At 60.9% G+C, this 23,775-nt stretch carries 24 protein-coding genes; 11 read left to right on the top strand and 13 right to left on the bottom strand.

Features of this window, described 5'->3' with window-relative positions:
* The first annotated feature begins 241 nt into the window (after positions 1 to 241).
* Positions 242 to 1,957 carry an amidase gene (locus tag AABM52_RS18550; protein WP_347907360.1) on the top strand — a complete coding sequence of 572 codons (1,716 nt, stop codon included), beginning with the start codon at positions 242 to 244 and terminating at the stop codon, positions 1,955 to 1,957.
* Between the two features lie 45 nt (positions 1,958 to 2,002).
* On the opposite strand, the gene AABM52_RS18555 is transcribed toward AABM52_RS18550, so the two are convergent.
* Complete coding sequence (locus AABM52_RS18555) at positions 2,003 to 3,001, bottom strand: bile acid:sodium symporter family protein (RefSeq protein ID WP_347907361.1); 999 nt, start codon at positions 2,999 to 3,001, stop codon at positions 2,003 to 2,005.
* Between the two features lie 85 nt (positions 3,002 to 3,086).
* Between AABM52_RS18555 and AABM52_RS18560 the strand changes: the two genes are divergently transcribed.
* Entirely contained in the window at positions 3,087 to 3,875 is a 789-nt protein-coding gene (locus AABM52_RS18560; protein WP_347907362.1) for a helix-turn-helix transcriptional regulator, read from the top strand.
* Positions 3,876 to 4,069: 194 nt separating this feature from the next.
* Here AABM52_RS18560 and AABM52_RS18565 read toward each other — a convergent pair whose 3' ends face one another.
* Complete coding sequence (locus tag AABM52_RS18565; RefSeq protein WP_347907363.1) at positions 4,070 to 5,170, bottom strand: polyamine ABC transporter substrate-binding protein; 1,101 nt, start codon at positions 5,168 to 5,170, stop codon at positions 4,070 to 4,072.
* Positions 5,171 to 5,626: 456 nt separating this feature from the next.
* Complete coding sequence (locus AABM52_RS18570; RefSeq protein ID WP_347907364.1) at positions 5,627 to 6,952, bottom strand: OprD family porin; 1,326 nt, start codon at positions 6,950 to 6,952, stop codon at positions 5,627 to 5,629.
* 355 nt (positions 6,953 to 7,307) lie between these two features.
* Here AABM52_RS18570 and AABM52_RS18575 point away from each other — a divergent pair, with 355 nt between their 5' ends.
* Complete coding sequence (locus AABM52_RS18575; protein ID WP_347907365.1) at positions 7,308 to 7,928, top strand: glutathione S-transferase family protein; 621 nt, start codon at positions 7,308 to 7,310, stop codon at positions 7,926 to 7,928.
* 70 nt (positions 7,929 to 7,998) lie between these two features.
* On the opposite strand, the gene AABM52_RS18580 is transcribed toward AABM52_RS18575, so the two are convergent.
* Positions 7,999 to 9,405: a cytosine permease gene (locus tag AABM52_RS18580; protein WP_347907366.1), complete on the bottom strand. Its 1,407-nt coding sequence runs from the start codon at positions 9,403 to 9,405 to the stop codon at positions 7,999 to 8,001.
* A 324-nt stretch (positions 9,406 to 9,729) separates the two neighbouring features.
* Between AABM52_RS18580 and AABM52_RS18585 the strand changes: the two genes are divergently transcribed.
* From AABM52_RS18585 to AABM52_RS18605, 5 genes are all read left to right on the top strand, one after another.
* Positions 9,730 to 10,215: a flavin reductase family protein gene (locus tag AABM52_RS18585; protein ID WP_223533798.1), complete on the top strand. Its 486-nt coding sequence runs from the start codon at positions 9,730 to 9,732 to the stop codon at positions 10,213 to 10,215.
* Between the two features lie 169 nt (positions 10,216 to 10,384).
* Positions 10,385 to 11,428 carry an LLM class flavin-dependent oxidoreductase gene (locus tag AABM52_RS18590; protein ID WP_007982502.1) on the top strand — a complete coding sequence of 348 codons (1,044 nt, stop codon included), beginning with the start codon at positions 10,385 to 10,387 and terminating at the stop codon, positions 11,426 to 11,428.
* A 219-nt stretch (positions 11,429 to 11,647) separates the two neighbouring features.
* Entirely contained in the window at positions 11,648 to 11,797 is a 150-nt protein-coding gene (locus AABM52_RS18595) for a hypothetical protein (protein ID WP_347912714.1), read from the top strand.
* Between the two features lie 90 nt (positions 11,798 to 11,887).
* Positions 11,888 to 12,565: an isochorismatase family cysteine hydrolase gene (locus AABM52_RS18600; protein WP_347907367.1), complete on the top strand. Its 678-nt coding sequence runs from the start codon at positions 11,888 to 11,890 to the stop codon at positions 12,563 to 12,565.
* Positions 12,566 to 12,570: 5 nt separating this feature from the next.
* Positions 12,571 to 13,935, top strand: a complete 1,365-nt coding sequence (locus AABM52_RS18605; protein WP_347907368.1) for a cytosine permease — start codon at positions 12,571 to 12,573, stop codon at positions 13,933 to 13,935.
* A 183-nt stretch (positions 13,936 to 14,118) separates the two neighbouring features.
* Here the strand turns inward: AABM52_RS18605 and AABM52_RS18610 are convergent, their stop codons facing one another.
* The 4 genes from AABM52_RS18610 to AABM52_RS18625 form a co-directional block, all read right to left on the bottom strand.
* Complete coding sequence (locus AABM52_RS18610; protein ID WP_347907369.1) at positions 14,119 to 15,465, bottom strand: glutamine synthetase family protein; 1,347 nt, start codon at positions 15,463 to 15,465, stop codon at positions 14,119 to 14,121.
* 20 nt (positions 15,466 to 15,485) lie between these two features.
* Positions 15,486 to 16,040 (bottom strand): XRE family transcriptional regulator, encoded by a 555-nt coding sequence (locus AABM52_RS18615; RefSeq protein WP_347907370.1) that lies wholly within the window; start codon positions 16,038 to 16,040, stop codon positions 15,486 to 15,488.
* A gap of 25 nt (positions 16,041 to 16,065) precedes the next feature.
* Entirely contained in the window at positions 16,066 to 17,355 is a 1,290-nt protein-coding gene (locus AABM52_RS18620) for an FAD-binding oxidoreductase (protein ID WP_347907371.1), read from the bottom strand.
* Positions 17,356 to 17,493: 138 nt separating this feature from the next.
* Positions 17,494 to 18,696 carry an NAD(P)/FAD-dependent oxidoreductase gene (locus AABM52_RS18625; protein ID WP_347907372.1) on the bottom strand — a complete coding sequence of 401 codons (1,203 nt, stop codon included), beginning with the start codon at positions 18,694 to 18,696 and terminating at the stop codon, positions 17,494 to 17,496.
* Between the two features lie 309 nt (positions 18,697 to 19,005).
* Here AABM52_RS18625 and AABM52_RS18630 point away from each other — a divergent pair, with 309 nt between their 5' ends.
* A complete protein-coding gene (locus tag AABM52_RS18630; protein WP_347907373.1) occupies positions 19,006 to 19,566 on the top strand; it encodes an Rrf2 family transcriptional regulator in 561 nt (186 codons plus the stop codon).
* 94 nt (positions 19,567 to 19,660) lie between these two features.
* Here the strand turns inward: AABM52_RS18630 and AABM52_RS18635 are convergent, their stop codons facing one another.
* Complete coding sequence (locus AABM52_RS18635; RefSeq protein ID WP_347907374.1) at positions 19,661 to 19,996, bottom strand: hypothetical protein; 336 nt, start codon at positions 19,994 to 19,996, stop codon at positions 19,661 to 19,663.
* A 251-nt stretch (positions 19,997 to 20,247) separates the two neighbouring features.
* Between AABM52_RS18635 and AABM52_RS18640 the strand changes: the two genes are divergently transcribed.
* Complete coding sequence (locus AABM52_RS18640) at positions 20,248 to 20,487, top strand: hypothetical protein (protein ID WP_347907375.1); 240 nt, start codon at positions 20,248 to 20,250, stop codon at positions 20,485 to 20,487.
* Positions 20,488 to 20,500: 13 nt separating this feature from the next.
* Positions 20,501 to 20,851 carry an osmotically-inducible lipoprotein OsmE gene (gene osmE, locus AABM52_RS18645; RefSeq protein WP_347907376.1) on the top strand — a complete coding sequence of 117 codons (351 nt, stop codon included), beginning with the start codon at positions 20,501 to 20,503 and terminating at the stop codon, positions 20,849 to 20,851.
* Positions 20,852 to 20,902: 51 nt separating this feature from the next.
* Here the strand turns inward: osmE and AABM52_RS18650 are convergent, their stop codons facing one another.
* From AABM52_RS18650 to benC, 4 genes are all read right to left on the bottom strand, one after another.
* Positions 20,903 to 21,103, bottom strand: coding sequence for a DUF2188 domain-containing protein (locus AABM52_RS18650; RefSeq protein ID WP_347907377.1), 201 nt, complete (start codon positions 21,101 to 21,103; stop codon positions 20,903 to 20,905).
* A 117-nt stretch (positions 21,104 to 21,220) separates the two neighbouring features.
* Positions 21,221 to 21,919: an alpha/beta hydrolase gene (locus tag AABM52_RS18655; protein ID WP_347907378.1), complete on the bottom strand. Its 699-nt coding sequence runs from the start codon at positions 21,917 to 21,919 to the stop codon at positions 21,221 to 21,223.
* 42 nt (positions 21,920 to 21,961) lie between these two features.
* The gene (locus AABM52_RS18660) at positions 21,962 to 22,735 is read right to left on the bottom strand and encodes a 1,6-dihydroxycyclohexa-2,4-diene-1-carboxylate dehydrogenase (RefSeq protein WP_347907379.1); all 774 of its coding nucleotides are present in this window, start codon (positions 22,733 to 22,735) and stop codon (positions 21,962 to 21,964) included.
* A gap of 23 nt (positions 22,736 to 22,758) precedes the next feature.
* Positions 22,759 to 23,772, bottom strand: coding sequence for a benzoate 1,2-dioxygenase electron transfer component BenC (gene benC, locus AABM52_RS18665; RefSeq protein WP_347907380.1), 1,014 nt, complete (start codon positions 23,770 to 23,772; stop codon positions 22,759 to 22,761).
* Positions 23,773 to 23,775 lie beyond the last annotated feature (3 nt).

The following is a 23,775-nucleotide window of genomic DNA, read 5'->3' on the forward strand; positions in this document are numbered from 1 at the left end:
CACTATAATGAGTCACCCTCGGGCCATCACAACGTCGGGTTGTGGTGGCCTTTTTTCTGTCGCCTGTAAGATAAATTGGACAACGGATTCCTAAAATCCCGGTTTAATGCTAAATAGTGCTCAGTATTTTTAACACCCGACCCTGTCGTGCCACACAGTGCAACGAGAATAACGATATGAAAGTCCATTTCGAGAAAAGTGAAGTGTTTGGGACCCTCCACCTGCAAGCGGCGGTGGCAGCATGATCGAAGTTACCGAAGTTTCCATTGCCGAGTTGCGCGCCGCGCTCGAATCCGGCCAGACCACCTCGGTTGAACTGGTCCAGGCTTATCTCGCGCGGATCGACGCCTATGACGGCCCCGAAACCCCTACTGCGCTGAACGCGGTCGTGGTTCGCAACCCCGAGGCACTCGCCGAAGCCCAGGCGTCCGACGCCCGTCGCGCCAAGGGCCAGACCCTGGGAGCGCTGGACGGTATCCCTTACACCGCCAAGGACAGCTATCTGGTCAAGGGCCTGACCGCCGCTTCCGGCAGCCCGGCCTTCAAGGACCTGGTCGCCTATCGCGATGCGTTCACCATCGAACGCCTGCGCGCCGCCGGGGCGATCTGCCTGGGCAAGACCAACATGCCGCCGATGGCCAACGGCGGGATGCAGCGCGGCGTCTACGGCCGCGCCGAGAGCCCGTACAACGCTGACTACCTCACCGCTCCTTTCGCCTCCGGTTCGTCGAACGGCGCGGGTACTGCCACTGCCGCCAGTTTCGCGGCCTTCGGCCTGGCGGAAGAAACCTGGTCGAGCGGTCGTGGCCCGGCCTCGAACAATGGCTTGTGCGCCTACACCCCTTCGCGCGGGGTGATCTCGGTGCGCGGCAACTGGCCGTTGACGCCGACCATGGACGTGGTCGTGCCGTTTGCCCGGACCATGGCCGACCTGCTGGAAGTGCTCGACGTGGTGGTGGCCGATGACCCGGACACCCGTGGCGACCTGTGGCGCCTGCAACCCTGGGTGCCGATCCCGAGTTCGTCCTTGGTACGCCCCAAATCCTACGCGGCGCTGGCCGCCAACAGCGAGGCGCTCAAAGGCAAGAAGTTCGGCATTCCACGCATGTACATCAACGCCGACCCTGAAGCCGGCACGTCCGAAGCACCGGGCATCGGTGGCCCGACCGGCCAACGCATCAACACCCGTCCTTCGGTGATCGGGCTCTGGGAACAAGCGCGCAAGGCCCTCGAAGACGCGGGTGCGCAAGTACTCGAAGTGGACTTCCCGCTGGTCTCCAATTGCGAAGGTGATCGCCCTGGTGCGCCGACCGTGTTCAATCGCGGCATCGTCTCCAAGGAATTTTTACACCATGAACTGTGGGACCTGACCGCCTGGGCCTTCGATGATTTCCTGCAAGCCAACGGCGATCCGAAACTGAATCGCCTCGTCGATGTCGACGGCCCGCAGATTTTCCCTCACGACCCTGGCACCCTGCCCAACCGCGAGGGCGACCTGGTCGCCGGCATGGACGAATACGTGCGCATGGCCGAGCGCGGCATCACCCCGTGGGACCAGATCAGCACAGTGCCGGACGGCCTGCGCGGGCTGGAAAAGACCCGCAAGATCGATCTGGAAGACTGGATGGATCGCCTGGGCCTCGACGCGGTGCTGTTCCCGACGGTCGCCGATGTAGGCCCGGCGAATGCCGATGTCGATCCACAATCGGCGGACATCGCCTGGAGCAACGGTGTGTGGGTCGCCAACGGCAACCTCGCCATCCGTCACCTGGGCGTGCCAACGGTCACCGTGCCGATGGGCGTGATGCCGGACATCGGCATGCCGGTCGGCCTGACGTTTGCCGGGCGCGCCTATGACGACTCGTCGCTGCTGCACCTGGCGTCGGCGTTCGAGTCGACCGGCAACAAACGCATGATCCCACCGCGTACCCCGCCATTGGTCGCTGACAAGCGCTGACCGGTAAAACCGTGGCGGCTCACTCGAGCCGCCACGGCTGGCGAATCAGGGATCTACCTGGGCCATCAGTTCCGGAATCGATTCCGGTCGATTGGCATAACGCTGCGCCAACATCGCACAGACCATCAGTTGAATCTGGTGGAACAGCATCAGCGGCAGGATCAGCAAGCCAATGGTGCTACCGGCAAACAGCACCTGTGCCATCGGCACGCCGGTCGCCAGGCTTTTCTTCGAACCGCAGAAGAGAATGGTGATGCGGTCTTCCTGGTTGAAACCGAATGCCTTGCCCAGCACGGTCGCGGCCACCAGCACCAGCGCCAGAACGATACCGCAGACCAGCACCAGCCCAACCAGATCCAGCAACGGAATCTGGTGCCAGAGGCCCTCGATCACCGCCTCGCTGAACGCGCCGTAGACCACCAGCAGAATCGAACCCTGGTCGACGAACTTCAACCAGCTCTTGTTGCGCGCCACCCAGTCGCCGATCCAGCGCCGCGCGATCTGCCCGGCAATGAACGGCAGCAGCAACTGCACGCTGATCTTGAGGATGGCGTCGAGGGTCGAGGAGCCTTCGCCGTGCACGTTCAGCAGCAGGGTCACCAGCAACGGCGTGAGAAAAATCCCGAATAGGCTGGACGCCGCCGCGCTGCAAATCGCCGCCGGGATGTTGCCCCGCGCCAGCGAAGTAAAGGCAATCGCCGACTGCACCGTGGCGGGCAACGCGCAGAGGTAGAGCATGCCCATGTACAGGTCGTTGCCGATCAGCGGCGACAGCAGCGGCTTGAGCGCCAGGCCGAGCAGCGGAAACAGTACGAAGGTCAGGCTGAACACCAGCAGATGCAGGCGCCAGTGCCCGGCACCGGCGATGATCGATTCGCGGGACAGCTTGGCGCCATGCAGGAAAAACAGCAGCGCGATGGCGATGTTGGTCAGCCAGCCAAAACCGACCGCGACCTGGCCGCTGGCAGGCAGCAGGCTGGCGAGCGTCACTACGCCGATCAGGGTCAGGGTGAAGTTGTCGGGTAACAGACGGGGGCGAGTCATGGGGTTGATCATCCGGGGGTTGCCAGTACGTGAAAGCGACTCTAACGTGACTGGGAGTTACCGACTAACGCCGATGAGCCAGCTGATGCCGCCTAAAGGACATGACAAGAGTGTTCGACGCAGTATTCCCGGGCTGTCCAGCCTGCCACGACCGCTCTATGGCCGTACCGAATCGCTGCCCAATCGCGCCCTGACCCGGCGCCACAGCCATCCGTGGGTGCAGCTTTCCTACGCGATTGCGGGCGTGCTCGAAATACAGACCGGCGCCGGGCGTTTCGTCGCCCCGCCGGAGCGCGCGGTGTGGATTCCGGCGGGCATGCCGCACCGGGTGTTCAGCTCGCCGCGCACGGAAATGCGCAGCCTGTACATCGATTGCAGCGTCTCGACATGGGCGCCGCCGGGCTGTCATGTGTTGGGGGTCAGCGATTTGTTGCGCGAGTTGATCCGTGCCTTCAGTCAGATTCCGGTGGAATACGATCAGAAGGGCCCCCACGGTCGGTTGGCCCAGGTGATTCTGGATCAGTTGGCGCAAGCACCGCAGATCGACTTGATGCTGCCCCTGCCCCAGGACAGCCGATTGCGGCAAATCGCCCAAAGCCTGGAGTCGCACCCGGAGCAACAGACCACCCTCAGTCACTGGAGCGACCAATTCGGCGTCACCGAGAAAACCCTCAGCCGCCTGTTCCTGCGCGACACCGGCCTGACCTTTCGCGCCTGGCGCCAGCGCTTGCGCCTGCTCGGCGCCCTGACGCCACTGGAACAGGGCGAGCGCGTGACCGACGTCGCGTTGGCCTGTGGCTACGACTCGACGTCGGCGTTTATCGCAGCGTTTCGTCAGCAATTCGGCGAAACACCAGGGGAATTTTTTCGCTGAGCCCCACACCGTACAACCTGCGGAAACGAGCCTATGTGGCGAGGGGGCTTGCCCCCGTTGGGTCGCGGAGCGGCCCCAAAACCAAACAATGAGGCCTGTCTGGAAAAACGCATTGGCAGGTTTTACGACTGCTTCGCAGTCGAACGGGGGCAAGCCCCCTCGCCACAGAGGCTCGCTCCTACAAGGTTTTTTGGTTACTGATCGGACTTGATGCTGGTCCAGACCCGGGTGCGCACCCGCTCGAGCTTTTGCGGCAATGGCTGCACGACGTACAGCGTCTTCAAGGCCTCGCTGGTCGGTGTCAGGTTCGGGTTGCCGGTGATGTCCTTGTCGATCAGCGCCAGCGAGTCCTTGTTGGCATTCGGGTAACCGAGGAAGTCGCTGATCGGCGCGATGACTTTCGGGTCCAGCAGGTTGTTGAGGAATTCGTGGGCCTCGGCGACGTTCTTCGCGCTTTTCGGGATGGCGAAAGTGTCGAACCAGATCGGCGCGCCCTCTTTCGGCAGGCGCCAGTCGACGACCACGCCGTTGCCCGCCTCTTTGGCGCGATTGCCGAATTGATAGAAGCTGCCGGAGTAACCGATGGCCACGCAAATATCGCCGTTGGCGATGTCGGTCATGTACTTGGCGGAGTTGAAGTAGGTGACGTAAGGGCGAACCTTGAGCATCAATGCCTTGGCTTTTTCGTAGTCATCGGGGTTCTGGCTATTCGGGTCCAGCCCCAGGTAATGCAGGGCCAGCGGCAGGATCTCCGACGGCGAGTCGAGCATGGCGACGCCACAGGCCTTGAGCTTCTCCATGTTCTCGGGCTTGAACACCAGGTCCCAGCTGTCCACCGGCGCATTCTCGCCCAGCGCCGCCTTGACCTTGGCCGGGTTGAAGCCGATCAGCACGGTGCCATACATGTAGGGCACGCCGTACTGGTTGCCCGGGTCGTTCTTGTCCAGCAGCTTGAGCAAGGCCGGGTCCTGGTGCGACCAGTTCGGCAGTTTGGACTTGTCGAGTTTCTGGAACACCCCCGCCTTGATCTGGGTTTCGATGAACTGGTTCGACGGCACCACCAGGTCGTAACCCGAGTTGCCGGTCAGCAGCTTGGCTTCCAGGGACTCGTTGGTGTCGAAGGTGTCCCAGGTCACCTTGATCCCGGTGTCCTTGGCGAAATCCTTGGGCACGGACGGCAGGATGTAGTCCGCCCAGTTGTACACCCGCAATTCGCCCTGTTCGGCGTGCACCGCACCGGCCAGCAGCGACAGTCCGCAAACGGTGGCGCCCAGTATGCGTTTCATTGAGTCCATGGATCGTTTCCCCAAGTGTGGCGTGAGTTCGATGGTTTTTATGTTCTGTACACGGCAGCGGTCTTGAAAATAGCCAAGGGCAAGGAAGTGAAGTTTCTGGTTGTGGTTTCAACGCGGGTTGCCGACTCAGCCACCCGCGTCTGATTCTTGCTGACGGCGTGGCCGGTTCACAGCGTGAGGCAGGCCAAAAGGAGATTGAAATGGCCAAAATAGGTGTCCGCATTGATCAGCGGCGCGAGGCCTGTCACCGAGGGTTAGTCCAAACAGCCAGACTTCAAGGCACGCTATGACGCTCTTCGGGAGCGAGGCAAGAGCGCGAAAGTCGCGCTCTTGCCTGCATGCGGGTCTTACTGATTAGGCTGAATGCCATGTTACGCGATGGCACCGGTTTAAAACGTAAAGGATGTCCCCGGTTTCTACCCGAGCAAGCTCGCTCCCACAGGGGTTGTGGCGTGATTACAACAACGACAAGGTGTAATTGATGATGAACCGGTTCTGATCCACATTGCGCCCGGCATCGGTATTGGACTTGGCGTTACGCAGTGTGAAACCCACCCCCTTGAACGTGCCCGACTGCAGCACATAGTCCAGGGTCATGTCGCGCTCCCACTCGGACTGGTCGCTGGCGTTTTGCGCCTTGATGTCCGTGCCCTTCAGATACACGATCGAGGCTTTCAGGCCCGGCACGCCCAAGGGCGCGAAGTCGTAGGTGTATTGGCCGAAATTGGTCTGCTCGCCGGCCCGGGCAAAGTTCTGGATCATCTTGTCGGTGGGCAGGTAGACACTGCCGCCGCCCGCCCCCTTGTCCACCAGGCTGCCCTGGTTGGGCTGGACGAAGTTGCTGCCATCGCCCACCCGTTGATGCCCCACCGACACCGCGTGCCCGCCATGGGTGTAGGTGACCATCGCGGCCCAGGTGCTGTTGTCGATTTCACCGTCGTTGTCGTCGGTGTAGCCCGACACCCGATAACCTTGCGCACGGCCCGAGGCAGAGCTGTTGGCACCGCTCGACGTGGTGCGGAAGTAGCGCAGGTCGGTGGTCAGTGAGCTTGCGCTGTCGATGGACAGGATGTGCGTCAGGCCGAGGAAGTTCTGGTTGTAGAAGTCTTCCAGCTGCGCGAAGTAGTACTGGGTCTTAAGCGTTTTGGTGAGGTTGTAGTCACCGCCGGCGTAGTAAAACTTGTTGCTGTCCTGGGTGCTGCCGGCGACCGACAGGCCTGTGCGGTCCGTCGAGGCGCGCCCCACCGCGTGCTCCAGCACACCGCCGGTCAACGTCAGGCCATCGATGTCGATCGAGGTGACCTGCGCGCCGGTGAACGATTGCGGCAACACACGGGCATCGTTCGCCAGAAGGATCGGCAATTTCGGCAGCAAGGTGCCGTAGCGAAATTCCGTCCGGGCCAGGCGCATCTTCGCCGTAGGGCCAAAGCTGCTCCAGGCGTCGGCCGCGCCGTCACCGTCCGAAGGAATCATGCCACTACCGACGTGACGCCCCGCTCCGCTGTCCAGCGTGATGCCGAGCAACGCCTGGGCATCGAGCCCGAATCCCACCGCGCCTTGGGTAAACCCGGACTCATAACGCAACACGAAACCCTGGGCTGCTTCTTCGGTTTTCGAAGGGGCCGCGCTGCCATCGCGATTGTCGCTGTTGAAGTACAGGGTACGCATCGAGAGGCTGGCCTTGCTGTCTTCGAGAAAACCATGGCCTGCGGTGTCAGCCGCCTGTGCGCACACCGAACTGGTGGCCAGCAAGACTGCGGTGGGAATCGCTCGTTTGAACATAGGGTGCTCCTGGGTGTTTCTTATCGTTATTTGGAGGTATCACCGCCAGACAGGACCCGATTGCCACCCACGCAACAGCGCTCAACACGGGCGCGAAAACAGGCGCGCTCGCTGAGTGACATAAGCGTCGGACGTTCGAGGTAAGGGTTGACTGACTGGTTTGTGAAACTCTTAAAACATTTCGAAAGGCTATTATCAAACGCCGTGAAAGTAGTTTTCGTGGAGGGATAAGGCTTGTCGCGCAGAGGTATGGACGATCACTGTTTTTGAATATCGGTGCGGCGGATTTTCATCATACTGACATCACCGGCGGTGTTCGGTGGCTGCTGGTATCTCCCAACCAGAGCAATGACCCATGAACCATCAAATCGAACTGTACGGCGCGAACACCGGCAACACGCTACGGGCCGCCATTGCGCTTGAAGAGGCCGGTATTGCCTACACGGCACGCTGGTTGGACCTTCATGCGCGCGAGCAACTGGATCCGGCCTTCCTGGCACTCAACCCGGCCGGGAAAGTGCCGACCCTGATCGTTCACGGGTCAACGCCGATGCTGGTCATCAACCAGTCCAACGCCATCATCCAGTACGCCGACTCCATTGCCCCCGGAACGCTGGCACCGGCGCAACCGGGACCTGAGCGTATCCGGGTGATCGACCGCTACTTCTTTTTCGTCACCGATGTCATCGCCCCCAGCCATGCCGCCTTTTTTCTGCACCAGGCAGGGCAGGACAAGGCGGCGGCGATCATCGACCTGCGCGTGATTGAACAGCTCACCTACTCGGAAAGCTTTTTGACGGACGACTTCATGGCCGGACAGCAGTTCTCCATGGCCGACATTTCGGCATTCACCATTGCCACAGCGTTCCGTGATCGACTGGACTGGAAACAGCTACCAGAGCTATCGCACTGGTACGACAGCGTTGAAGCCAGGCCGTCGGTACAGCGTGCCCGGGCAGCTTTCCAGAACCGCTGAACAATCACCGCAGACAAAAATGCCCGGCAAAGCGCCGGGCATTTTCAGACGAACACGAAAGGTTTTTGCCTCAGTCGCTGTAGCCGAGCGCTGCCGAACGGCTTTCCTGCGACTGGCTTCGCGTCGCCAGGCAGTAATACAACGGGCACGTCACCACCAGCCCCACCAGCCACGACAGGTCCGCGCCGTCTACCAGATTGGCGTAGGGCCCGACATACAGCGACGTATTGGCGAACGGCAACTGCACGATGATGCCGATGAAGTAGGCGATGATCGCGTGCAGGTTGAAGAGACCGTAGATGCCGCCGTCAGCCTGGAAAATCGAGGCGATGTCGTAGCGGCCGCGCTTGATCAGGTAGAAGTCGATCAGGTTGATCGAGGCCCACGGCACCAACACCAGCAACAGCGCCAGGATCAGGCCGATGAACTGCGAAATGAAATTCGCCGAGGCACCCAGCGCCACCACGCAGCAACCCGCCAGCACGATGCTCGACAGCACCACGCGCACCTTGATGCTGGGCGTCCACTGGCTGGCGAAGGTCTGGATCGAAGTGATGATCGACAGCACCGCGCCATACAGATTCAAGGCGTTGTGGCTGATGATGTTGAGCAGGAACAACACCATCAGGATCGGCCCCAGCCAACCGGTGGACTGCTTGACCGCCGCCATCGCCTCGGTGCCTTCCGGGGTTGCCAGTACCGCCACGGCGCCGAACGTGAACGACAGGATCGTGCCCAGGGTCGCGCCCAGGTAGGTGGCGAAGAACGGCCGGGTGATGCCGATATCCGCCGGCAGGTAGCGCGAGTAGTCCGACACGTACGGCGAGAAGCTGATCTGCCAGATGATGCCCAGCGACACCGTGGCCAGCCAGCCGGAGAGGTTGAATCCGCCGCGGGTGAAGAAGTCCGCCGGCAGATCATGGGCGAAGATATAGAGAAAGCCGGCGAGCAACGCGCTACCCATCACCCAGGTGCCGATGCGGTTCAGGGTATGGATGAAGCGGTAGCCAATCACGCCGATAGCCGTGGCGCTGAGGGCGCCGATGAGAATGCTGGCCGGCACCGGAACCGACGGCGCAATGCCGACAATCGATCTGCCTGCCAGCACGATGTTGGAAATGAAGAAACCAACGTAGATCAACGCCGCGAAGAACACGATCAGCAGCGCGCCATAGCGGCCGAACTGACCACGGCTCTGCACCATCTGCGGAATGCCCATGCACGGCCCCTGGGCCGACGCCAGCGCGATCACCACGCCACCGACCATGTGCCCGAGGGCAATCGCCAGCAGACCCCAGAACAGATTGAGGTGGAACACCTGGACCACCATGGCGCCGGTGACGATGGGCAGTGGCGCGATGTTGGTGCTGAACCACAGAGTGAAAAGATCGCGGGCCTTCCCGTGGCGCTCTGCGAGTGGAACGTAGTCGACCGTATGGTTCTCGATCAACGGATCTTGCCGGGACATCTGGGACATGTGCATGAACTCGAGTTTGTCTGTTCTTATCTTTGTATGAAGCCAAACCGGGGGGACTCTCTGGCCGCCCCTCAGATGCGAACCATATTATGGTATTCCAAACTTTAAACAAGACTGATCCGGTCTTTGAACAAGCATCTGAGCCGGCATCCTGCCCGATTCACGCCAGCGCTGGCTAGCTGAAAGCCCCGTAATCATTGAGTTCCCGACGGAAGCCATACGTTTATCGGCTCACCTAAAAAGACCTTGCAATCGATGTATTACGGTATACCATCAGACCTACAAATACATAAGAACCGCGTCACACCACCCGAGGACCGTCCAATGATCGATGCCGCCATCTACAAACAAGTCATGGGTTCGTTCCCGTCCGGAGTGACCGTGATCACCACCCTGGATGACGACGGGCAAATCGTCGGCCTGACCGCCAGCGCCTTCAGCTCGCTGTCGATGGACCCGGCCCTGGTGCTGTTCTGCCCCAACTACAGCTCCGATTCCTACCCGGTCCTGATCAAGAACAAACGTTTTGCCATCCACGTGCTGTCCGGCGGCCAGCAGAACGAAGCCTATGCCTTCGCGCGCAAAGGCAAGGACAAGGCCCAGGGGATCGAGTGGACGTTGAGCGAGCTGGGCAACCCGATTCTGGCCAACGCCACGGCGGTCATCGAATGTGAACTGTGGCGCGAATATGAAGGCGGTGACCACGCCATCATGGTCGGCGCGGTGAAAAACCTGATCGTGCCCCGGCAGACCAGCGGGCCGCTGGTGTATTGCCACGGCAAGATGGGCGCCCTGCCCGTTCTGGCCTGAAGCGATCACATGACTGACATAAAACCTGTGGCGCTTGATCTACCTTTTACTGACTGAGATCCGGACTGTTCGTCAGAATATATTTTTCTACAATTTAGTATTATGGTATACCAACAACCAACAGGCCCGTAGTCGACAGGCCAACAACAAAAGATCCGAGGTAAGCGTCATGAAGTTTTCCCTGTTCGTACACATGGAACGTTGGGACGAAAGCGTCAGCCACCGCCAGTTGTTCGAAGACCTGACCGAACTGACGCTGATGGCCGAGGCCGGTGGTTTCAGCACCGTGTGGATCGGCGAACACCACTCCATGGAGTACACCATCTCGCCAAGCCCGATGCCGCTGCTGGCTTATCTGGCGGGCAAGACCACCACCATTCACCTGGGTGCCGGCACCATCATCGCGCCGTTCTGGCATCCGCTGCGGGTGGCCGGTGAATGCGCGTTACTCGACGTGATCAGCAACGGACGCATGGAAGTCGGTCTGGCCCGTGGTGCCTACCAGATCGAGTTCGACCGCATGGCCGGCGGCATGCCGGCGTCCTCCGGCGGCCAGGCGTTGCGGGAAATGGTTCCGGTGGTGCGGGCATTGTGGAACGGCGACTACGCCCATGACGGCGACATCTGGAAATTCCCGACCTCCACCAGCGTGCCCAAGCCGATCCAGCAGCCGAACCCGCCGATGTGGATCGCTGCCCGCGACCCGGACTCGCACAACTTCGCCGTGGCCAACGGCTGCAACGTCATGGTCACGCCGCTGATGAAAGGCGACGAGGAAGTCCTCGACCTGAAGAACAAGTTCCAGGCCGCCCTCGACAACAATCCTGGCGTGCCGCGCCCGCAACTGATGGTGCTGCGTCACACCCACGTGCACACCGCCGACGATCCGCAAGGCTGGGAAGTCGGGGCCAAGGCGATCTCGAAGTTCTACCGCACCTTCGATGCCTGGTTCGGCAACAAGACCACCCCGGTCAACGGCTTCCTCGCGCCGAGCCCGGAAGAGAAATTCGCCGGTCGCCCGGAGTTCGAACTGGAAAGCCTGCACAAGACCGCCATGATCGGCACCCCGGAAGAAATCATTCCGCGCATCAAGTACTACCAGGAACTGGGGGTCGACGAATTCAGCTTCTGGTGCGATAACAGCCTGCCCCACGCGGAGAAGAAAAAATCCCTGGAGCTGTTCATCAAGCATGTAGTGCCAGCGTTCCGCTGAATGCGCCGCCCTGCGACATCAACTGTAGGAGCGAGCCTGATGTGGCGAGGGGGCTTGTCGGATCGCCGCATCGCCCCGTTGGGCTGCGGAGCGGCCCTCCAGCCTGTGACCACGGTGTGTCTGACGTACCGCAAGCAATGGGTTTTACGACTGCTTCGCAGTCGAACGGGGGCAAGCCCCCTCGCCACAGGTTCGCTCCTACAGGGGTCGATTCCAATGATGACTGGTCGTCTCCCATCACTCGCCCTTCCCTCCAGCGCCGCGCGGGCTTACCTGCGCGGCGGATGGACCGCTTCGCACCTGCATTTCAAGCGCCTGCGCGCCAGCGTTTCGGCCAAGCAGAACGGCTTCTGGCAAACAGTTCACTGAGCCCACCCGAACAGCCAATCACGCACCCAGCGTCTCGCCATTGCATGGCGCGTACGGTGCATCGTGTTTCGCCTTGATCAGGTTTGCCCAATGAACAATAACAACGCGCTGTTGATCATCGACATGCAGCAGGAGGACGGCTTCGTCCTGGAAAATTTCGACAGGGTGGTCGCCCATAGCGCCGCCCTGCTCGATACCGCCCGCCATCAGCGGATGCCTGTCATCTATACCCGCCACATCAATCAGGCCGACGGCAGTGACCTGCCCCACGGCGAACCGCTGGCCGCCGACGGTGGCCCCGGCAGTTATCGCGCCGGCACCCGGCAAGTGGAAATCATCGAATCGCTGACGCCGCGGCCCGGTGAATTGATCATCGACAAGGGCCGGTACAGTGCCTTTCACCGCACCGACCTCGATGCCCGACTCAAGGCAATGGAGGTTGACACGCTGATCGTCTGCGGCGTGCTGACTGACGTCTGCGTGCTCACCAGCGTGTTCGATGCCTTCGCCCTGGGTTATCGCGTGCGCCTGGTCAGCGATGCCTGCACCACGACCACCGAGGCCGGGCATTACTCGGCCCTGCTGATCATGGCCAACTGGGTCTACGCGCTGGAAATACTCACAAGTGAACAGTGCCTGCGCGCCCTGCAACAACTCGATTACATCAGCCTGATCCCCGAGCAGCCGGACCTGTTCGCCCACCAGCCCCATGAGCTGCAAAGCACCATCGCCCGTCTGCAATCCCGCCTCGTCCGGACTCAGGAGTGATCGCCATGCAAGTCGAAAAAAGAAGCATCGATTTCATCCCCGAGACCGAACGCCACGGCAAGCCGGGTTCGCTGTTCTATATCTGGTTCGGCGCCAACATGAACATCACCACCATCGCCTCCGGCGTGTTGCCGGTGGTGATGGGGCTCAACCTGTTCTGGAGTGCGCTGGCGATCATCATCGGCTCGTTGCTGGGGGCGATTTTCATGGCCTCCCACTCGGCCCAGGGACCGAAGCTGGGCATTCCGCAAATGATCCAGAGCCGGGCGCAATTCGGCGTGTTGGGGGCGGTGTTGCCGCTGCTGTTCGTGATGCTGATCTACCTGGGTTTCTTCGTCAGCAACACCTTGCTCGCGGCCCAGGCGCTGGAGTCCGTCAGCCCGCTGCCGATGTCCGGCAACATCTACCTGATCGGCGCGTTGTGCTTCGTCGTCGCACTTTATGGCTATCGGTTGATTCACCGCTTGCAGAAGCTGCTGTCGATTCTGTCGCTGGTGGTGTTCGTGGCCGCCACGGTGCTCGCCTTGCAGTTGCCGATCCCGGCCGAACAATGGCTGCCAACCGGCTTCTCGCTGTCGAAGTTCCTGGTGGCGGTGAGCATTGCCGTGACCTGGCAACTGTCCTACGCGCCTTACGTCGCCGACTATTCGCGCTATCTGCCGAGCAACACCCCGACCGCCCAGGTGTTCTGGTACAGCTACGCCGGCACGGTCAGCGGTGGCGCATGGATGATGATTCTCGGGGCGATCCTGAGCGTCGGCATCGGCGATTTTTCCAGCAACGTCGGCGGGCACGTCGCCGGTCTGTTCGGCGCTGGCGCGGTGCTGCTGTTCGCCTTCATCGTCTATGGTCAGGTGTCGATCAACGTGTTCAACCTGTACGGCGCGTTCATGTCGACCATCACCGTGATCGAGCCGTTTGCCCGCCTGAAGGTGACGCCGCGAGTACGCGGTGTGTTCATGCTGCTGATCAGCCTGGTGGCCACGGCCCTGTGCACCATCAGTCAGGACGACTTCATCAACTTCTTCCTGAACTTCATCTTCTTCATGAGCTACTTCCTGATCCCGTGGACGGCGATCAATCTGGTGGACTACTACTGCCTGCGCAAAGGCCAGTACCGGATTGACGACATCTTCGACCTGAACGGGATCTACGGGCGGGTCAACCGGATTGCCTGCGGCAGTTTCCTGCTGGCGATTGCCCTGGAAATTCCGTTCATGAACACCACGCTGTACGTCGGCCCGGTGGCCACGGCGCTGGACGGAGTGGATCTGGCGTGGATCGTCGGGTTGCTGGTGCCGGCGTTGAGTTATTACTGGCTGATGAAGCTCGGCAAGCGTGCGCCGATGCTGGAATCAGCGGCCGATTAAATCTCAGGCAAAAAAAATCCCAGGCAGCTGATGGACGCCTGGGATTTAAAAATGCATAAACCGTGGTGGTGAACGCGGCGCGGATATTACGGAATATTTCGGCCTGTAACAAGATATTTTTATTCACTATCCAGTTACTAATCCTTCTAACTCCTTCAATATCCACATGTTTTCTAGGGGCGACTACAGGAACCAGCGATACTCCCGCGCGCTGATGTCATGTAGAAATGCCAGATGGTCCTGACGCTTATTTTCGCAATAGACGTCCACAAACTCCGCCCCCAAGCCTTCGCGCAGCGATGCATGACTTTGCATGGACTGCACGGCTTCGAGCATTTCCAGCGGAAAATCGATGCCACTGCTGCGGTCTTCGTTGAGCGGTGCAATCGGCTCGCGCTCCCCTTCCAGGCCTTGCTCCAACCCCACCAGAATCGCCGCCAACGCCAGATAAGGGTTGGCATCGGCGCCCGCCAGGCGATGTTCGATGCGCAGGTTCTTGATGTCCGACTCCGGAATACGCAAGCAGGCATCGCGATCCTCGAAGCCCCAACTGGCGCGGGACGCGACGTTCACGGTGCCGCTCAAGCGGCGCATGGCGTTGTGGTTCGGGGCAAAGATCGGCATGCAGTGCGGCAACACCTCCAGGCAACCGGCCACCGCATGGCGCAGCGCCCGCTGGCCGTTCGCCGCCAACAGGTTGTTGCCGGCCTGGTCATACAGGCTGACATGCACGTGCATGCCGCTGCCCGGGTGCTGCAAGTAAGGTTTGGCCATGAAGCTGGCGCGGTAGTTGTGCTTGAGCGCCACGCCCCGGGTACTGCGGCAGAACAGGGCGGCCCAGTCGGCGGCGCGCAGGCCGTCATCGCAATGGCCGAAGTTGATTTCGAACTGGCCCGGGCCGAGTTCGGCGGTGATCACCGTGGCATCGACGCCTTGGGCCCGTGCGGTCTCGACCATTTCATCGAGCACCGGGGCGAAGCGCGACAAGCGTTCGATGTGCATGTTCGGCTGATCGTCGGCATCGCCGGTCAGCTCATCACGGGGGAACTGCGGCAGGCCGTCCTTCAAGCGGCTGTCGAACAGGTAGAACTCCAGTTCGAAGGCCACCACCGGGAAAATGCCTTTACGATGCAGCCGGTTCAACACCTGGGCCAGCACTTCACGAGGTTCGAATTCGATGGGTTTTTCGGTGCCGTCGGAGGTGATCAACATCTGGCCCAAGGGCTGCTTTTCCCAGCTCACCAGCTTCAAGGTGCCTGGCACCAAACGGCGCAGCGCGTCCGGGTCGCCATCGTTGAAGCAGTAATCACCGATCTTGAACAGCCCGCCCTGGGTGCCGAGCAGCACGCAGTTCTGCGGCAGTTTCAGCGCGCTGCCGGCAGCGACTTTTTCCAGCATCTCGATCGGGTAGCGCTTGCCGTAGAAATGCCCGGGAATGTCCAGGGAGATCAGATCGACGTAACGCACTTCGGGGTTGCAGTGGCGGAAGTTGCGAACCTCGGCCAGCAGTTCAGAGCACACAGCATCCATCGTTTTGTTCCTTGTTGTTATCAGGTGTAAACCCAAAGCACACGGGTCAGTTGGTCGGACAGGTTGCCGTAGCGGCAGTGCGCATGGCTGGCCAGTTGAAAGCTGTCGCCGGGATGCAGGATCACCGGTTCGTTATCGTCAAGCCAAAGGGTCAGCTCCCCTTCCAGGACATAACCGCCCTGCTCGGAGCTGTCCTTCATGTGCCGGTCGCCGCTGCTGGCGCCGGGTTCGAGCTGGCTTTCGAGCATCGAAAAGGACGCGCGCATTTTTGGCGACACGAGGATGTCGGTGATGCCGTCGGCGTAGTACAGCGTGCGGCGCTCGTCGGGGCGGGTGACCCAGGACAAGGCCATGGGTTTGGGCAGGCTGTAGAAATAGGTGGTCGGCACGCCCAGGGTTTCGCTGATGGCGGTCAAGTCCGCCACGGTCGGGCGCGACAGGCCGCGCTCAACCTGGGACAGAAAACCCACGGAGCGACCGATTTTGTCCGCCAGTTCCTTGAGGGTGTACTTTTTGTGTTTGCGCAGGTCCTGGATCAGGATCGCCAGCGCCGAGATTTCTTCTTGCATGTCCATCAAGAGGCTTCCAGAAAGTGTCGCTTCAAATGCTGTCGCGCAGTCGATACCAGGCCTTGCCGATGGCTTCCAGCGGCGCGGCCAGGTATTTGCCGCCGGGAAAACTGCCGTTGTTCAGGCCCTGGTACAGGGACAATTCGTCGGGCTGGCCGAGTACCGCGTCGGACACCGCCCGCGCCGCGGCGAGTGTCGGCAGTACGCCATGCCCGGAATACCCCTGCATCCAGTAAAGATCACCACGGCGGCCGATATCCGGCGTGCGCTTGAGGGTCAGGTCGATGTGGCCGCCCCAGGCGAACTCCAGATCGACGCCGGTGAGTTGCGGGAACACGCGTTCCAGGAACGGCCGGGTCGCGGCGGCGATGTCCTTGGGCATGCCGCCCAGGTAAGTGCAACCGCCGCCGAACAGCAGGCGGTTATCCGGGGTGCGACGGAAATAATCGAGTACGAACTGGTTGTCGGTCACGCACACATTGCTCGGCAGCAGCGCAGTGGCCTGCTCCTTCGTCAGCGGCGCAGTCGCGACCTGATAGGTCCCGACCGGCAATACGCAACTGGCCAGTTGCGGGTCGAGTCGATCGAGGTAAGCGTTGCACGCCAGCACCAGCACATCGGCGCGAATACGGCCGCGCTCGGTGGTCACCACAAACCCGTCGCCCTCCTCGCCATAGCTCAGCGCCTTGCTTTGCTCGTGGATGCGCCCACCGGCCCGCTCGATCGCATCGGCAAGGCCCAGGGCCAGTTTCAGCGGATTCAAATGCCCGCCCTCGGGATCGAACAGGCCAGCCTGATAACGCTCGCTGGCAACCCACTGGGGCAAATCGCTGCGCTCGATAAATTGCAGTTTGTCGTGGCCCCACTTGTGGCTGGCCTCGTGTTGCCATTCGGTCAGCAGGCCTACCCGACGGGGCATCACCGAGGTCCAGAGATGGCCGGCGCGGTAGTCGCAATCGAACTCATGGCGGCCGGGCAAGTCACGCAGTTCACGCGCGGCCCAGCGCATGCTGTCCCACAGGCGCCGCGCCCGCTCGTAACCCAGCGCCGCTTCCAGCGGTGGCATGTCGCAGGACCAGCCGAGAATCGCCTGCCCACCATTACGCCCGGACGCGGCCCAGGCCACCCGGCTGGCTTCGAGCAAGGTCACGCGCTTGCCGGCCAGCGCCAGGCGCAAAGCCGTGTGCAGTCCACTGAAACCGGCCCCGATGATCAGCACTTCAGTGTCTTGCTCACCTTCCAGTGCGGCTCGATTGACCAGGCGATCGGCGCAGGTATGGGCGTAGTAACTGTCAACATGCCGGGTGGATTGCTGAAACATACGGCCTCGTGAAATTTTGTATTTTTAATTTCATGAAAAAATACACGGTAAATTTCACGCAGGCAATCAACACGTAAAAAATCCCGCTCAGGCGAACCCGAGCGGGATTTTTTTATTCAGACGTGATGTTCGAATCAATCAGGCCACAGGAATCATCGGATCCGCCGAAGCCAATGCAGCGACACGATCAGCTGCTGGCGGATAGATCCACTGGGTGTTGATCTGAGTCTTCAATGCCTTGGCTTCATGCTTGACTAACTTGACCTGACGGTCCCAACCCTCGGTGTACACCGCGCCCCAGGCCCCCAGGTCCAGGCAGGTCACGTACTTCGGCTGGCTGTAGGGCGTCGGGTCGACACCGAGAAGCTGCGCGGCGACGTTGTTGCCGGCATGGCGGCCCAGCGAAATAGCGTGCTGACAGGTCATCAAGGCGTAGTTGCCGATCTTGTCACTGGCTGCATAGGCGACGTCGCCGGTGGCGAAGATGTCGTCCTGGCCAATGACTTTCAGGTGCGCGTCGACATGCAGACGCCCCAGGTGATCGCGTTCGGCCGGAATCTGTTCGGTCAGGGAGCTGGCGCGAACGCCGGTGGTCCAGACCACGGTGTTGGCGTCGATGCGAGCACCGTCGGACAGGGTCACGCCGTTGGCATCGACCGACACCACCGAGGCTTTCAAGTGCCATTTCACGCCGGTGGCCAGGCTGGCCTCGACGATCGATTCGGCGATTTGCTCACCCATCGAGCCGCCAATCTTGTCGCCGCGGTCGACGATGATCACATTGATGTCGGCACGATCGCCGAGGATGGCCCGCAGGCGGCTCGGCATTTCAGTCGCCGTTTCGATCCCGGTGAAACCGCCACCAGCCACCACCACCGTGTTGCGCGCCTTGCTTTCGGGCTGATTGGCCAGCGCCTTGAGGTGGTTTTCCAGACGCACGGCCTGTTCGATCTGATCGACGTCGAAGGCATGTTCGGCCACACCCGGAGTGTTCGGCGAAGCCAGACGGCTACCGGTGGCCAGAACGAGTTTGTCGTAGCTGCAGACTTGTTGGGCACCCGCCGCATCGACATAGCCGACCTGTTTCTGTTCGACGTTGATGGTCTGCGCCGCGCCCTTGATGAACCTCACCCCTACCGCATCAAGCAGTTCGCCAATCGGTGCGGCCAGTTGGTGGGCGTTCGGCTCGTAGAAGCGCGGACGCACACGCAGCTCGGCCTGTGGAGCCAGCACGGTCACTTCAACGTCGTTGTGGCCGTGAATGTCGAACAGGCGCGTGGCACTCAAAGCGGTCCACATGCCACCGAAACCTGCGCCGATTACCAGAATGTGCTGCTTCATCTTTAACTCCAGGGGGATAGCCAAGTGTTGAAAATCGTTGAGGGGTTCAAGGACCGACGCCGGGTGGTACCCGGATTAGCGCCTGCCACTGCGACCGAACAACTACGACTGTATTGATCCAAGTTAAATCCTGCAACAGGTTTTTATCGAGGGCTGCCATCGAAAACCCCGCCCCATGACCTGAACGCCACGTATTCAGCGCACCACAGGAGCGTTTGCTGCCATGAAAAAAGATTGAATGAGGAGGGATTCGTTGCCTGGCTTGCTTTCGGCTGCTAGAATTTGCGACTAAATAAGTCGGAGATCTGCATGTCTCTTTACAGCGCGGGTGTCGAATACGGCATCCACTGCCTGCTTTTCCTGGTGGGCAACGGCGGCGACTCGCGCGAAGCGAGCGTGCGTGACCTTGCCGATCTGCAAGGTGTTCCCCAGGACTATCTGGCGAAAATCTTCACCAAGCTGGCCAAGGCCAATCTGGTGGTCGCCACCGAAGGCATGCGCGGTGGCTTCAAGCTGGCCCGGCCCGCTGACGAAATCACCTTGCTGGATATCGTCAACGCCATCGACGGCCGCAAGTCGATTTTCGATTGTCGGGAGATCCGTGGCCGTTGCGCAGTGTTTGACGGTGCCCCGCCCGAATGGGCATTGGAAGGTCTGTGCGCGGTCCATGGCGCGATGATGGTTGCGCAAAAACGCATGGAAGAGGCACTCGCCCAACAAACCATCCTCGACATCGCCAGGAAGTTCGGGCGCAAGGCCCCGCCAGAATTCGGCGTCAAAGTGGAAAGCTGGATGACCGAGCGTCGGGAGCGCAAAAGTGCCGCCCAGGCGAACGAGCAAATCATCCCGACGACCAACCTTTCAGACTGATCCACACAAAAAAAAACCGGATGCGCGCCAGGCATCCGGTTTTTTCTCAATTGAGTCGAAAAACGGTCGCTGACCGATTTTCACCCTCCCGCGCTTACAGACAGTCGCGCACGATTTTGCGCAGGTCGCCGGACTTGGCCCAAGGTGGCCCCTGATACAGCGAAACCCGGCTGCCGTCCTTGTACTTCACGATATCCAGCACTTCGTCGGCCGTGATCACGCTGGGCGCGGTAATGCGGTATCCGTTCGATATCGAAACCTGAGTCGTATTCGATACTTCCTTTTGCCAGGCAGGCAACACGCACGCCGCATACTCTTTTGGCGTCTTCTCGCTGTGCTTGCTGACATTCGGCTCACCCGGAACCAGCGACGCCGGCAACGAACAGCCCCCCAGCAATGCCAGCACGACTCCCCCCATCAACATCCGCATGCTGCTTCCTTTAATTTGAAATAAGAAAATGTAGCTCGCCGTCGTCCCTACAGCCATCCCCAACGATTCAGCGACTCTCATTGATATCACTTTGCCCTGTTAGTTCCTTGGTTTCAGTAAAGTAGAACAGCGTACTTTCATGTTCGCATTTATTTTCACGACCAAAGGAAACCCCGCTGATTCAGACAAATACAACATCCGGTGCGGTAAACAGGTCTAAAATTCCTGAGTGAGGCGTTCAGGAGGTCATTATGTGGCTTAACGAATCGGAACAGGAACTTCGGCGTGATCTGCAAGGGCTTGCGTCGGATTTGCGCTGGTCGGCCGTGGAGCTTTTGCGCATCGAGCAGCAATTGCGCCTGCTCGGCAACGAAGCCGACGCGCAAGCCGTTCAGAAACTCTGTGCCTTGTTTCAGGGTGATGAAGCAAAACTGTCCGGCTACGCCGAGGAAGTGAAAGCCAAGGTCATTAGCCGCAACAAGGTTCAATAGCGGGAGCGCTGCCATGAACAGGCCTCTATTCACGCTGGTCGTCGCACTGACCGCGTTGGCAGGCTGCAGCACCAACTCGATCTATCAGGACCAGCCGCTGGTCGCGAAAGTCGACACCGGCATGACCCAGGAGCAAGTCCGGCAAATCGGCGGCCAGCCCCTGGCGATCAGCGACCGGACTGTCGAACCCGGCACCTGCTTTGACTACAAGCTGACTCAGGCCGGCCATCAACAAACGTTCAATGTCAGTTTTGACGGCCGGGGCATGGTCGACCACAAAAGCTTCATGACCTGCGCGGAATGGAGCCACTCGCAACAAAAGGCCCGGGAACCCTCCCGCCCCAGCGGAGGCGGTGGCTATTAGCGTCGCGCCATCATGAAAAAGCCCCGGAGTACCGGGGCTTCTGGCGGGGCTTCATTTTGCTTGATGGCTGCCCGCAGGCCTGCCGGCACGTGCCCTGTAGCCGGGCAGCGAAGCGGCAAATGCCAGTGCTTCTTCCCGACTGGCAAACGAGCCCAGCCGGTCGCCCTGGGTGCACACCCGCCAGGGGCCGTGGTTCACGCTGAGTACGTCGTAACCGTTCATGTGCATTTTGTTCAGCATCGGAACGCTCATAGTCACCTCCTCTTGGGCAGTGATATCAGGTTGACTTGCTTACCTTACACCCACCCTTGTTCAAAATACCGACCAGACATCGCCATGGAAATTCCCCATTCGAGTTGCACTTGGACCCTAGCCCTTGGCCAACGCCGTCGCGGCCCTGTCGATCAAACCCGCCACTTCGGCGGGCATCGACGCCAATGACGCATGGCTGGCGTTCAAGGTCAGAATCTCCCGGGCGTTGAGCCGCGCGGCCATCCATTGCTGGTTCTGTGGCGCGATCATCCGGTCTGCGGTCGAAATCTGATACCACGATGGCTTGTTCTTCCAGGCCACCGTGCCAATGGTGTCACCGAAAGTGCTGGCCAGCGGCGCCTTCTGGGTGAGGCCCATGACCAACCCTTCGGTCGCCGGCAGATCCTGGCAGAAGCTTTCGTGATAGAGCTCTGGCTTGACCCACAGGTAACCGTCGCTGTCGGGAGCCAGGTTGGCCGCCGCCGCTGGCAAATGCCGTTGCGTGATGCCGCCGGGGCTTTCACCGGCGTCCGGGGCGAACGCGGCGATGTACACCAGCCCGACCACATTCGGCAGGTCGCCGGCTTCGGTGATCACCGCGCCGCCATAGGAGTGCCCCACCAGCAGCACCGGGCCGGGCACCTGGGCGACCATCTTGCGCGTGCGCTCGGCATCCTCGGCCAGCGAAGTCAGCGGCAACTCAACGGCACGAATGTGCGTGTCGCCCCGACTGAGCAATTTGACGATGACCTTGTTCCAGTGGGCGGCACCGCCCCAGAAACCATGGACCAGCACGATCGTGGGTTTGTCACTCATCACCATGACTCCGTTTGCCGATGGGGTAGTTCGCCGCTCGCTTCAGCCCTGATCACCACCGCCCACGGGCATGACCATGCCGGTGATATAGGACGCATCGTCGCTGGCCAGAAACAGAATAGCCCCCACCTGCTCATCCAGGGTGCCGTAGCGTTTCATCAGACTGCTGTCGAGGGTCTGGTCGACGATCTGCTGGTACCAGAGTTTTTCCTGCTCACTCTGCTCGGCACCGTTGCGGGGTATGCGTCGCGGCGGTGCTTCGGTGCCACCGGGCGCCGTGGCGTTGACCCGCACGCCGCGACCGGCGGTTTCGAATGCCAGACAAGCGGTCAAGGCATTGACCCCACCCTTTGCCGCACCGTAGGGCACGCGGTTGAGGCTGCGGGTGGCGATGGAGGAGACGTTGACGATCGCACCACTGCCCTGCTCGAGCATGAACGGTAGTGCGGCATGGCAACACCACAAGGTCGGGAACAGCGAACGGCGAACCTCGGCCTCGATCTGCGACGCTTCATAGTGCTCGAACGGCTTGGCCCAGATCGTCCCGCCGACGTTATTGACCAGCACATCGAGGCGACCGAAGCGCTCGACGGCGGTTTGCATCACCCGACTGCATTCCTCGTACTGCTCAAGGTCGGCGGTCAGGGCCAATACCTGGGTGGTTGACGCCAACTGTTGCTGGACTTCGAACACCAGGTCGGAGCGATCCACCAGGATCAGCTTCGCCCCTTCTGCGGCCATACGCTCGGCCACCCGCCGACCGATGCCTTGGGCAGCGCCGGTGATCAGTGCGACTTTTTCTTGAAATCTGTTCATCTGTCTCTCCCACAAAACGCGACTCACGCCGCGCTGGCGGCGAATTTCTCGAAGTAGAAATTGGCCGGTGCGATGCCTTGCTCACGGATGAACTGGCTGACCGCCTCGACCATCGGCGGCGGGCCGCACAGGTAGACGTCGACGTCGCCATCGTTCAAATGCTTCGGCTCGATGTGCTGGGTCACATAGCCCTTGAGCGGGTGCTGGCTCTCGGGGCTGGCGACGCAGGCGCTGAAGGTGAAGTTGGGGATGCGCGCGGCAAAGGCTTCGAGGCGGTCGATTTCCACCAGGTCAAAATCGTGGGTCACGCCGTAGATCAGATGCAGCGGATGATCGCTGCCCTGCTCGGCGATCTTCTCCAGCATCGCGGTGAACGGCGCAAGCCCCGTGCCCCCGGCCAGCAGCAACAGCGGCCGACGAATGTCCCGCAGGTAGAAGCTGCCCAAGGGACCGGCCAGGCTCATGCAATCGCCGGCCTTGGCCATGCCGGTGAGGAAGCTGCTCATCAGGCCGCCAGGCACGTTGCGAATCAGGAAGCTGACCTCGCCATCGCGCTGCAACGAGCTGAAGGAATAGGCACGGGTCTGCTCGCTGCCGGGAATCCCCAGGTTCACGTACTGCCCCGGCAGGAACGCCAGTTTGCTCAGGGCTTCGCCCTTGATCGCCAGCGCGATGGTGCTGTCGGACAACTGGCGCACGGCGCTGATGGTGGCGTCGTAGCTGGCCTGACGGGTACGGCAGACCTCGGAGGACGTCGGTACGCGTACCACGCAATCGCTTTGGGCGCGCATCTGGCAGGTCAGGACAAAGCCTTGCGCGGCCTCTTCAGGGCTGAGGGCGTCTTCGATGTATTCCTCACCCAAATCGTATTGACCGGCTTCGGCGAAACACTTGCAGGTGCCGCAAGCGCCGTCGCGGCAGTCCAGCGGGATGTTGATGCCCTGGCGGTACGCGGCATCGGCCACGGTTTCGCCGGCATTGGCGTCGATGAATCGAGTGACGCCGTCTTCAAAATTGAACGCAATGGAATGGGTCATGAC

Source organism: Pseudomonas grandcourensis, from assembly GCF_039909015.1.
Taxonomy (GTDB): Bacteria; Pseudomonadota; Gammaproteobacteria; order Pseudomonadales; family Pseudomonadaceae; genus Aquipseudomonas; species Aquipseudomonas grandcourensis.